The sequence below is a fragment of the Nocardia vinacea NBRC 16497 genome, assembly GCF_000308835.1.
Lineage (GTDB): Bacteria > Actinomycetota > Actinomycetes > Mycobacteriales > Mycobacteriaceae > Nocardia > Nocardia vinacea.
The window spans coordinates 87658-100704 of record NZ_BAGN01000088.1; the positions used below are offsets into that span (position 1 = coordinate 87658).

General features: G+C 65.0%; 3 protein-coding genes. All 3 read right to left on the reverse strand.

Annotated features, from left to right (window positions below; all coding sequences use genetic code 11):
- Nucleotides 1–93: 93 nt before the first annotated feature.
- A complete protein-coding gene (locus ON44_RS11775) occupies nt 94–2304 on the reverse strand; it encodes a 3'-5' exonuclease (RefSeq protein WP_040689047.1) in 2211 nt (736 codons plus the stop codon).
- A 69-nt stretch (nt 2305–2373) separates the two neighbouring features.
- A complete protein-coding gene (locus tag ON44_RS11780; protein WP_040689050.1) occupies nt 2374–4590 on the reverse strand; it encodes a 3'-5' exonuclease in 2217 nt (738 codons plus the stop codon).
- Complete coding sequence (locus tag ON44_RS11785) at nt 4590–10925, reverse strand: DEAD/DEAH box helicase (RefSeq protein WP_040689052.1); 6336 nt, start codon at nt 10923–10925, stop codon at nt 4590–4592. The genes ON44_RS11780 and ON44_RS11785 overlap by 1 nt, the downstream gene beginning before the upstream one ends.
- Nucleotides 10926–13047: the final 2122 nt, after the last annotated feature.

Here is a 13047-nt window from a genome sequence, read left to right on the forward strand (position 1 = left end):
CGCGGGCTCAAATACCTTGTTGTCCAACATAGTTGAAGTTCAAAGGTTCAGAACGCGAATCAGACGAATCCGGCCTGGGTGATGCGATTCGTGTCATGCCAGCAGCTTTGATACGTGCCCACTCCAGGTCACCACCAGCTGGTCACGCGCGCGGCTGGCCGCGACGTAAAGGAGAGATCGTTCGCGCCGCTCAGCCTCGTCGCGTTCCTCCACAGGCACAAGGCGCACCCTGTGTTGTGATGGCACATGCTCTTGGTCGACGCCGGTGAGCACCACGCACCGGAATTCCATCCCCTTGGAACGGTGCATCGTAAGCACCGTCACCTGGCTCCCGGACGGCAGCGCGTCGCCGAGAACCTCTGCGGCGACACCACGCTCGCCTAGCGCCCGCACCAGGAAGTCCCGTTCTCGAGCGCCGTGGGCGAGTACCGCGATTTCACCCGGACCGATACCGTCCTCGTCGATCCAGGCGGTGACCTGGTCGGCGATGGCCTGCAGTTCGTCGGCGGCGGAATCGCAACGGATCAGTGCCGGGGCAGGCCCCAGTCGTGCGGAGGTGTAGCCGGCGGTGGATTCCTCGCCCTCCTCGAGGTCGTGGTAGGTCGTTCCTTCGAGAATGCTGACAGCGAAGTGCAGGTTCTGAGCTGTGGTGCGGTAATTGTGGGTGAGCTTGCCGTTACGGCCCCCGCGGATATTGATTCCGAGCCTGCTGAGCACCACAGGCTGACCGTAGATGCGCTGGTGGGAGTCCTCGGCGATGAACAGGTCGTTGGGACCTTCGGCTACGAGGGCGCGCAGTAGCATCCAGTGCGTGGCATGCAGATCCTGAGCCTCATCGACGATCACATGGTCGGCAACGCGCTGCCCGGTGGATTCGGCGCGCCACTGCAGATCTGCCGCGGCGAGTGCAAGCACCTCTGGAAAACTCAAACGACCAGCGACTCGGCCCAGCTGGCGGAATCGGGTGATCGTCTGCCACACCGCAATTCGCTGGCGACGGCTGAGTCGGACGCCGCGGCCGGCTCGCGGAACTCTCAGGTATTCCGCCTGTGTGGTCACCTGGTTGCCGAGCACCACGTTGACGTATTCGGTCGACAGGAACGAGGTCTGGGCCAGACGGCGGTCGAGGTTGTGCTCGGCTGATGAGATTGCTTCCGCCCAGCCGATATCGGGTGACACTGGTTGGCCTGAGCGGGCTGGCGTATCGGCGCCGAACACAATGCGAAAGGCCGAGTCGAGATCGGTGGTGCTCCGGAGATGAGCGGCTGCGAGCCCATCGATTCCGGTGACGTAGACGCCGCGCTCACCCGGTCGACCGGCGAGCGTGATCGTCGAATCCAGGGCGAGGAGACTGTCGCGAAGACCCTGCGCGAGGGTCTTGTTGAAGGTCGTCAGCACGATCCGTGCGCCGGGGTTCTGCCTGGCGAGGTGACGTGCACGATGTAAGGCGACAATGGTCTTACCTGTTCCCGCGCCTCCGGACAATCGGAAGGCGCCGCGCTGGTCCAGCTCCACGAATCGGCGCTGGCTCGGATGCAGGAAGGTTCGCCAGGCTGTGAAATCACCGCCTTCGATCACTCGGCGCAGCTCCTCGTTGTCGTCGACCAGGGTGAACTGCATCCTGCTGGCCGGATGGGTCAGGGCGGCCAGGATCTGCTCGTTTTCGTCGAGAACCGGTTCCGGATACGACTCTGCCAAGCCCAGGGCATCACGGATGTCATCGATAGAACGCCCCACCGCCAGTTCAAGGATCGCGTTCTGCTGCCAGGCGACCTCTGTCATCTGCGCCACGGTGAACACGCCGTCCTGATCCTGGGCGCTGAGCACTTCGGCAGCCAGGTCCGTGTCGAGGCCGAGACGATCGGTGAGTTGTTCGAGGGTGTAGCCCGAGCTGGCCAGGTACCCGATCGTCGGCTGTGCCGTTGCCCGGCCAAGGGGGATATCCGGCCGCTTTCTACTTCCGTCGAGCTGGCTGACGATGCCTTCGAGGACGCCATTGATAGGGTTGACGCGCAACGTCGCCTTCTCGGCAAGCTTGTTGGCGACGTCGTGTTTCCAGGTGCCGAGGTAGATGTAGGTCGGCTCGCCGAAGCGGTCGTCGACACGGAACATGACGGCCCGATAGTTCAGGTCGACCCGTCCGGTACGGACACGGGCGTCGAGGGCTCCGCGAAGCGGTTCGATGTGCAGGCCGGGTGCGGTGTCGTCAGCGCGCAGCTTGTCGAAGAAGTCGCAGACTTTGTCCTTGATCGATCCGTCGATCTTCGGCATCGCCTTGTTGTTCGCCAGGACGAGATTGGCCACGCCACACCCCACTTCGTTCGATCGGCGTCGGCTACCCGCGGTATCGGCAGCCGATGCTTGCTGCCTCGATCAAGCTGGAACGGCTGACCGGAGCAAAGCCGATGCCCGGCCACTCCAGGTCACGACGAGCTGATCGCGGGCCCGGCTGGCCGCCACATAGAGCAGGGACCGCTCCCGCAGCTCGGCGTCGCCGCGCTCTTCCTCAGGCGCCTCATTCAGGACGGACTTGGCAGGAACGTGGGCCTCGTCTACACCGGCGAGGATCACCTTGGCGAATTCCATTCCCTTGGCCCGGTGCATCGTCAGCACCTGCACATGCCCGGGGCCCGCGGGGTTGTCGTCGAGAACGCGCGCTTCGATACCACGTTCGCCCAGAGCGCGGACGAACTGGCTGCGTTCGTTCCGGCCTCGGGTCAGGATCGCGATGCTCGATGGTTCCACGCCCTCGCCCAGCCATCCGCGCACCGTTTCGGTGACTCGATCGAGTTCCTCGGCCAGCGAATTACATTCCACCAGAACAGGTTCCGGCCCAGTGCGGGCAGAGCGGTAGCCGTGGGTGGTCTCGGCCCCTTCTTCCAGGTCCTGGTAGTCACCGCCGGAGAGGATGTCGACGGCGAACCGCAGGTTCTCCGCCGTTGTCCGGTAGTTCAGCGTGAGTCGGCGTGAACGGCCCACTATCTTGATACCCAGCCGTCCGAGGACGACCGGCTGACCGAAGATTCGCTGGTGGGAGTCCTCGGCGATGAACAGGTCGTCGGGGCCTTCGGCGACGAGCGCGCGCAGCATCGACCAATGGGTGGCGTGCAGGTCCTGCGCCTCGTCGATGATGACGTGATCGGCGACGAATGGCTCACCTGCGGCGCTTCGCTGCCGCAGGTACTCCGCGGCCAGCGCCAGTACCTCCGGGAAGCTGACAGTTCCGTCCATGCGGCTGTGCCGCCGGAATGCTTCCATCAGCTTCCAGACCGCGATCCGTTGCGGACGGTTCAGCCGTACACCACGCCCCGCTCGCGCCACTTTGGCGTACTCCGCGACGGTGGTGACCTTGTTGGCCAGGACAACGGCGGTGTACTCGTTGTCGAGGAACGCGGCTGTAGTGAGGCGCGGATCCAGAGGCGTATCAACAGATTTGGTGACCTCGCGCCAGACCTTGGCTGTATCGGTGCGCCGAGACGAGACGGTGGTGGCACTGCCGAGTACGGCTTCGGTGACAGACACGAGGTTCCGCGCGCGAACAAGCACATCGCTGGCGAGCTTGTCGACTCCGTCGATGTAGACGCCTGGTTCGCCGGGGGCGGACGCAATGGTGATGTCCGGTTCGAGGGTCGTCAGATCCGCCTGGAGCTGCCGGGCCAGAGTCCGGTTGAAGGTGGTCAGGACAATGCGGGCATTCTTGTTGTGCCGCCAGAGATTGCGTGCCCGGTGCAGCGCGACCACGGTCTTGCCGGTGCCGGCTCCACCGGACAGCCGGAACGCGCCGTTGTAGTGCTTTTCGGCGTAGGTGCGCTGCTCTGGGTGCAGGAAGGTCCGCCAGGCGGCGAAACTGCCGCCTTCGATGACGCGCCGGAGCTCGTCGGCGTTCTCACCGACGTAGGTGAAACGGAGTTGCGAGGCGGGGTGGGTCAGTGCCTGCAGGATCTGCTCGTCCCGGCCGAGCGTGGGGTCGACAGGGTTCTCGTCGAGCCGCAGTTTCTCCCGGATGTCGTCGAGGGCGACGCCGCACGCCAGGTCGAGAATCGCGGAGCCTTGCCATCCGTCGACTTCGGCCGCGAGGTCGTTGAGTTCGTGATCGTCGGGGGCTGCGAGGGCCTTGGCCGCCAGCTGTGGTGTGAGTCCGAGCTCACCGGTGAGCTGAGAGAGCGTGAAGCCAAGGCCTGAGAGGTAGCCCCGCTGCTGCGCCGACTGCGGTGCTGTTGCGATGACAGCGGGAACGATCTCCGCACCGGCCTCGTGCACGACCAGATCGAGTACCCCGTTGATCGGGTTGACTTGCAGCTCGGCGCGGGGTGCCAACTCTGCGGCCGCAGCATCCTGCCATGCGCCTACGTATACATAGGAACCGTCGCCCTTGGCAGGTACGACATGGAACAGGATCGCGCTGTGGCCCAAGCCGATCCGCCCGAGTCGGACACGTTCGTCGCACGCGCCGGCGACGGTCTCGATTAGCCCGGCAGCGGCCGGCTCGTCGTTCTGGACGGTGTCGAGGAAGTCGTAGACCCGGCGCTGGACAGCCCGCTCGAGTTCGACGCCGGACTTGCTCGTACTGGTCATGACGATGTGCGCCATCACATCACCCCGTTCGTCTTCAGCGCTTGGACGAGCTCTGCCGGATCAGCCGGGCAGATCGTCCAGCCCTGCTCGGTCATCGTAGGGGCCGCTTCAGGGCTTTCGAGGAGCACCCCGATACGGGCATCCGCCCAACCGATGTCGATGACGTCACCACGATCGGTTTCCACACCGAGCTCTGGAACCGGCGCCCCCACCGCAGCCAGGCCGAGGACGAGTTCGCGTTCGGCGTCGGAAATGGTGTCGTCATAGAGGGCCTGCCATTCGGGGGTGAGTCCGGCGCCGGTGGAGTCGGGTCCACGCTCGGGCACGGTGCTGTCGGCCGCCAGCAGGCTGCGGGTGGTGACCACGTGGTCGGCGAGGCCGAACCAGTTGGCCAGGCGCAGCCATTCCTTCCAGGCGTGACCCTCGCGCAGTTCGAGCGTGTCGTCGCGGTCGTCCAGGGCCAGAACCGCGTCGAGGACCTTCTTGTCCTTGCGCAATGCGGCGGTGAGGGTCAGCGGACCGTCGGTGTAGGACCAGCACGCGTATTCACCTGCCGCGATGTGTGATCCGTTGCCTTCGATGAGATCCAGCGCCCAGCCGGCGATGGCGCCACCGTCGCCGTTCACCCGGCCGTCGAGCATGAACATGAGTGGCAGCCAGTGCCCGACGGCGTTCCAATCCTCCCGATCCGGGTTGAGCATGAACTCGATCAGCTGGGTGATCGGATCTACATGCAGGAGTTTGAACAGAGCGGGTCGCAGATTTCCGTGGTTGAGGGTGAACTTGGCGAGTTTGTCGGTGTACCAGGACGGCTGCATCGGCTGGGCGCCCGTGAACCGCAACAGATCGTCGTGGCTGAACGACCACACCAGTACCCCACCCGACCGCAGGATCTCTCGTTTCCGGGCATCGTCGGTGACCCGGTTCTTTCCGGGCACCGCGTGGAACCGGCGACCGTCGGCGAAGAGCGCGATGATCGGGATGTCGGGGTCGGCGGTGCGTAGCTGGAAGTCGGGCTGGCTGTTACCCATCAGCACCTGGGGTTCGAGCTGCCAGGTCCGGATCTTCGTGCCCGGCAGCTTGATCGTCGCCGTCGGGCCGTAGGTGCCCGGCTTCTCGACGATCGTGGCTCCCATGGTGGTCAGGCGTTCGGTGAAGGCACGGTAGAACTCCCGCTCCAGCGGCGATTCTTCACTGCCGATACGTTTCTCCGGCGTCTCCTCGGTGATCGACGCCAGCCAATTGTCCGCATTCGGTTCACCGCCTCGGCAGGCGAGCAGGTCGTCGAGCACCTTGGCGGCGGTGATCCGCGAAACCTTGTCCAGTTCTCGCGGCGGTGCGAACGGCAGCAGGCACTTGTGGCAGGCCAGCCGGTCGGTGCAGTCGCAGTTCTTGACGGCCTCCCGTGCCGCGGCCAGCACTGCCCACACTTGTGCCGGATTGGCGAAGTCGGCCAGGTAGCCGGTGCCGCCGGGCACGGTGTCGTGGATGAGCAGAGCGCGCTGGTTCGGTGCGTGTAGTGCGTCGGTGATGGTGGCGACATCGAGATGCTCCGGCGAACCACCGATCACCTGGCGCAGCCCGAGCAGGATTGCCGCGCTCAGGCTGGGATGGGCGAAGGAGTCATATTCGAGCCAGCTCGGCAGGTGCAACAGCACCGCCTGCGTCTGCAACGTCCGTGCGAGGGCGATCTCGCGAACGTGCTTCTCGTCGTCGGCTTTCCGGTACTTGCACCAGCTGCGGTGCTCGTGCGGTTGATTCTGTCCGGCGATCTTGTCGAGCTGTCCGCATCCCGAACACACCCGGAACAACCCACCGGTTGTCGTATTGCCGGCGATGGTGCGTTTGCTGCCCTGGGAGTTTCGCCGTCCCATGTTGATCCAGCGAATATCCATGCGGCGCAAGTACTCCGCGCCGAAGTCCTGTTCGGCAACGAACCAGCGTTTGGTGATGTTGTCGGGGTTGATGTCGGCCGCGGTGAGGACGGTGAAGGACTCCTTGCGCCGTTCGTCGCGGATGTCGGTGATCGCCGACTCGTCGCGGCGGACTTCGGCGGATACCTTCGTCATCTCGACCACCTGCAACTGCTGACTCACATCGGCGATGGCCGAGGTGTGACAGCGGGGGCACTGGATCGGCGGTGGGCTCTGATCCGCGGCATGGCTGATTCCGGTCCACCCGCACGACGGGCACACCCGCCAGGTGTGAATGGCAGACTCGCCTGCGCCGAGGTCGACGGCGTCGATCTCGACGGCGAGTCCCTGGGCGTAGAACGTGGCGCCCGGCGCGAGCTCGGTCAACGCGACCCGAGAACCGCGCCGGTAACTGGCTGTGTCCTCGGCATATTCGTTGGTGTCTGGGTCGATCCAGGTGATGCCGACATCCAGCGTGACCGCATCGTCGAGCAGCGTGTAGTTGGGCAGCACTCCGTAGCGTTCGAGCACGCCGACCCAGTGCTCGGTGGTGAGATCGTTGATGCTGCGGGACAGCAGTTTCAGCGTGCCGCGTGCCGTACGGAGGTCGCGTTTGTCGTCGTCGGTCGCGGCGGGTGAGTTGGCTCGCTGCTCGAATTCGGGGATGGCGGCGTCTACGGCGGTGCGTCGGTGGCGCAGTTCGTTGACATCGCGGTTCCAGCGGTGCACCGCTTCGCACAACAGCACTCCGAGCCCGCTGTGGTCGCCCAGACCCGGTGGCGTGGCCCAGGTTCGCAGGTTGGCCGCGGCAGTTTCGCCGAGGGTGTCACCGAACTGGGTGAGGAATTCGTCGAGCAGCAGATCAGCGTCCTCGTCGGCGGTTTCGACGAGGGTGCCCATCCAGGTCCCCTCGTCGAAGCTCGACAGGACGTTATTGGCGCTTCCCGGGTCCTCGGCGCCGGCCTTCCGGGACAGCCGGTCGACGATGTGCGCAACGTATTGGCGCTGCAGGATCTCTTCGGCGGTGAGGAAGGTGGCAGGCGGTCGGACCTCACCCTGGATCACCGAGGTCGGGTCGCCGAGCTTGGGCAGATGCTCGCCCCGGCCACGCACGAATGCGAGGGCGAGGGAGTTGCCGGTGAGACGTCCGGCGCGGCCGACTCGCTGCAGGTACGACGACACCGTGCGCGGCATCGAGCCGAGCATGACGGTGGACAGGTCACCGATATCGATACCCATTTCCAGGGTGGGCGTGGCGACGAGCACGTTCGGCGCGCCCGGGTCGGTGGCTGTGGTCTTGAACTTGGTCTCGTATTCCAGCCGGGTCTTCGTCGGGAGCAGCGAGGTGTGTTCCCGGGCGACGACCCGCTTCATTTCGGAGCTGTCGTAGAGACTGCGATAGAAGTTGTCGTGCTTGGCCGCCCGAGTCAGCTCGCCGGGGCAGCGGGTGAGCAGACAGGGCGCGCCGTCGAGCTGGTCGATGACGATGGCGCTGCCCGGTGTCGGGGTCTGGCAGACATCGCAGACCAGCAGATACCGCATGTCCGCCAGCCCATCGGGATCGGGAATCCCGACGAGGATCGAGTCGTGGGTCAATTGGTAGGCGGTGAGCGACTTCTCGGTGCTCTCCGTCGTGACGATCCGTTCCTCGGCGAGCACGTCGAACAGCGCCCGAGCGAGGAAACCACCTTCGTGCGGCGACACATTCAGGCATTGCGCCGCCCATCGTGCATACCAGGACGTGGCTGCGGTAATGGGGTCGAAGCCCTCGGGGATTGTGCGCCCACCTACGGCCGGGAACGCCGGGGCAGGCCGACCCTTCGGAAATGCCGGCATGCCTTGGCCTTTGGGCCGACCGCCCCACACCCACCGACGGTTGGCATCGCGTTGTACGTACTTCGTCAGCCATTCGTGCGCGACCGCGCCACGTGTGCGCATACGTTCGGCGACGCCGCGCACCCACTGGGTCACCGCCTCCGAGTCCGGTGCGGAGAACGCGAGCTGGTGCTCAGTGCGTTCGAGCGCAGCGGCACCGAGCTGCGCAACCCGTTGCGGTGAACCGAGATCCACCTCGGCGACCACACTGCCGGTCAGCTCGAGGGTGCGGCCCAACCGCGACTGCAGACCGAATTCGAGGTCGATGTCGAACTGGACGCGCCGCGCCACATTCTTGGCCGCTTTGCGGCGCAGCGTAGCGGGCCGGTCCGGCTGCCAGTACGCGGTGAACTCGTCGTGCTCGACGATGTCGGGAGGCAACAGCCGGTAGCGCCGATTCGGGTCCTCACCAGCTCGTTCGAGCACGGCGGCGCACAGCTCCGACAGCGTCAACGTCTGTGACCCGCTCACCCGGTCGCCCAGTGCATTCCGCAATGTCGAGCGCAAGCTGAGCGTGTGCGACCGTGCCTGGACGAACCCCGCCCGGTGTGCCGCGTCCTGCACACTGTCGGTGAAGATCAGTGCCTTCTTCTCGGCGTCGTCGAGGCGCGCATCACCGAAGAGGTTCGACAGTGCCACCGACAGCTGGGTGGCGATGGCACTTCCGAGGAACCTGATCCCGTCCTCGGCGCCGCATGCCGGGCACAGGTCCTTCGTCGAGTTCTCGTCGGCTTCGGGGCCGCTCAGGTACAGCACCGGCAGCACCCGTCCATCGAGCAGGTCTGCGCTGTCGGCGTCGGGCCGCTGGTCGACGATCTCGCGATCGTCGACCCGGAACCACTGCAATCCGTCTACGGCGTTGTCGAGTTCGGCCTCGGTCGGCGCCGAGATCAACGCACGGAACCTCGGCCCGCCGGTCGCGTGATAGCCGCGGATGTCGTCATCGCTGGAATCGAGCGCGCTGCCGGTCGGCGCCAGCCGCACACCCCATCCCGACCGCCCGCAGTGTCGGCAATACAGCGACGGATAGTACTCGGTCGTCGCATCGTCGAGCTTCCCGTCGTCGGACCACCGGAACAGCGGAGTCACCATCGCCGCCCGATCGATCCGCGACAGTTCCCGAAGCCACAGGTGCACATCGACATTGAGCGCCGAACGACCGACTTCGGCCCGCAGGTGCGACAGTGCAGCAAGCAGATATCCGAGGTACCGCTCCCGCTGCGCTTGTCCTCGTGCCAGATCGCGCTCACCGGTGTGCGCCGGCAGCGCTCTCACCGCAAGGTCTTCGATCGAACGAACGTCGAGGGTGTTGCGCAGCAGCCGTGCGACGGTGCCGTGCCGCTTGACCAGGTCGAGCATCTCGGTCTCGTCGAGCCGGTTCAAGCTCGCGGCAGCACGGTCGAAGGTGTCATCGATATCCGAGGTCTGGCGGAACAACGTGGCCAGCAGCGAAGCCGTCAGCCGCTTGTTCGTCGGGGCCTGCGCCGCAACCTTATTCAGTTCCTCGACCGCGTCCGCGATAACCGGCTCGATCGGTGAAAAGGTCCGGTCCAGCGCGAGGCTGCGCGCTGCCAGCCAGTCTTCGACCGAGAGTCGTGTCTCCCCGATGAGGGTGTCTTCGCCGAACGTTTCCCCGAACACGGTTTTCGCGAACGCCAGCATGGTCTCCGGCGAAGAGTCCTTGGATCCGAGCGTCGCCGATGTCGCCACCGGGGTGATCTTGCCCAGCGGCCGCTTCCGGTCCTCCTCGCCGACCGGCGATCCCGACGTCCAGTGCGCTTTGATCGTCAACCCGAGCCGCCGCAACAGCATTGCCACATCAGTGCCCTGCGCGCCGTCGTAGGTGTGGAATTCGTCGAGAACTACGTACTGCAGCGAATCCGCGGACTGCCGCCACAGCGCCGCCCGATCCGACCGCAACAACATGTGGTCGAGCATCTTGTAGTTGGTGAGCAGGATGTCGGGCGGTGAATCGTGCATCAGCCGTCGGTCGGTGATGAGACCCGCCTCCGACACCAACGTTCGCCCACCCGAGGACTGCTCACCGGTGTAGAGGCCGGCGGTGATTCCCGACAGCTCGGGATGCCCGGTGATCATCTTCGCCAGTCGCTGCTCCTGGTCGTTGGCCAGGGCGTTCATCGGATAGATGATCAGCGCCTTCATCCCCACGACCCCGGCCTTCTTGGCGCGCAGCACGTGATCGAGGATCGGGATCAGGAACGACTCGGTCTTACCCGAGCCGGTGCCCGTGGTGACCAACGTGGGCCGGGGCCGCCGCTGGAATTTGGTCGACAACCGTTCGAACGCCGCTGCCTGGTGCCCGTATGGCTCGAAGTACTTCGGCCACCAGTCCAGGTGCATTCCCCAGTTGCCACCGGCAGGGGAGAAGGGAAGCCGAAGGCGGACATAGGGGCCCTTGAACAGGCCATCCCTGGGATTGCCGATGAAGTCGGTGAGCGCGCCCTGCGTGTCCGGGTCGGTCAGGGCGAAGGTTGTCGTCAGATAGTCGGTCAAACCCTCCCGCAGCCGCTCGGCTTGCAGAGTCGGAAGCAGGGCCCCCACGTGTGCTCCTCGAATGTCAGCCGGCTGTTCGGCCGGGTCGTTGCGGAAAGCATCTGACCTGTGGTTCGTCAGGTGCTTGCCACGTGTTTCGGATGCTAGTCGACCGGGCGATTTCGTCCGGGGCGTTATGCGACTCAGAGGTCGTCCCCGGCGGTACGGTAACACGACCTTGATCGCGAAATCAATGATTGACGATGTTTTCAGCGCCAATTAGCCTGACTGAAATTGTTCATGCAGGCGTTTGGAGGGTGACCGATGGAAATCCGGATCAGGCGCGCTGTCGCCGCCTTCGGCTTCGGTGCAGTGGTGCTCGGCGTGACCGGATTTGCCATCCCGGCAGAGCCGCCCGCTCCCGCAGAGACGGCACGGCTACCGAAGTCGTCACTGACTACGGCGATGCCGATCGAGACGACGCCTCCGTCCGAAACATATGCGGCAGCAACGACAGAACCGGCCGCACAACCCGAGCCATACCCGGTCGAGTGCCTGGAGGGAACTCCCGGGCCGGCTATCTGGAGCGACGGCACCACTCGCTACTCCCAATGGTGCTTCGACACCCGAGGCGGCCGGGAGAACGCCGAAGCCGAATCCCAGTCCGGCGCAGATCCTTACGGACGCGGATACCGATGTGACGCGAACGGATGCGTGTGGCCGGACGGCTCACCGGTGATCGGCGCCGACCGGTGCGGCCGCCGCTGCGGAGAACCGCCGACATCCGGTGACATCCAAGGAGACTGGGCACAGTGCATCGCTGTGAAGACTACCGAGCAGTGCCGGGCGGAGCTGAACGACAATTGAATTTCCGTTGCCTGTCGGTGGTCCCATCTATCGTGATGCCGACAGCGCCTCACCTGAACTGGGTTTGCCATGCCGAGCTCGACATCTGCGCACCTCGATCTCTTCCGCTACCTCGCCGCGGATGAGCGAATCGAATACGTCGCCATCATGACGCGATTCATGGCGTCACTACTGGCGGATATGTCTGCGGTCACTGTGGCGAGCAACTTGCTCGCGACGGCATGCTGATCGATGCGGATGTCGTCGAGTCTCGATGCCGACTGCTGGTGCGGTGGGAAAATTTGGTGCCCTCGCTGCGCGATGCCCGGGTGACCACTGTGCAGGACTGCCTGCGGGCGCGTTCGAGGTATCAAGGCATCGAGCGTGGATGTCGGTCGCCTGATGCATGATTGGGTCATGGAGAGCGTGCCGACGGTCGACGGGGCCAGCCTGGATTTCTCGGCGCCGCCGCCTGGTCCGCGACTGCGAACGACTACCCGAACACCACGAAGCCCTTATGATCTGGTCGACGATCATGCTGATGTCTCGGCGTCTGGCCCGCACCAAGCAATGAATCACCCACCGCACCAGCATTATTCGACGATCGTGAACACCCCAGAAGGCTCCTGTTCCAGCCAGCCACGCGCCACCAGGCGTTTCAGCTTCCCCGCAACGACTCGACTTTCGACCGATCGATATCCGGCTCGGCGGCGACCTGCCCGGCAACCCGCCGCCGGACTCGGCGAGCACCGCCAGGATCTCGGCGTAATCCTCCTGCAGCGCTGACGCTTTCATCCCCGCTGCCCGCAGCGGCACCAGCACCAATCCGATCGGCAATCCATCCGGAATTGGTTGCGACGCAATCATTCCCGTTCTACCGGCCGAAACTTCGCCCACCGCAGGCGGGGTCGGTTCGGCGGTCTCGGCGCAGATCTCGCTCATCGTTTCCCGCGTGATCGCCAGTCGCGACAAGCGGTGCTATTCAGCTGTTCGGTCAGCTCCGCGATCTGGCGACGCAGCTGCTCGACCTGGTTCAGCAGCGGCCGCCTCATGCTGGTCCAGCTCCTCACGCCACGACATCATCGCCTACCCCGCATCGACGATAAACTCTTGGCAACCACCACAACAGTGGCCCAAGCGTTTTCGCAGTTCAGCCCACCTGGGGCGCTAAACGATCAGTTTGGCTCACAGGCACCAAGACACGCACAGGGGGTGCCGCATATCGTCCGCAGGCGGGACGGTTGCCACGCGCCGCCGCACGCGATATCGGCGAAGTTGCGCTGAACAGGCATTTCGTGTGAAGGTGCTTCGGTGTAGAGCGGCCGGCGCACGGCCGAGAGGGGAG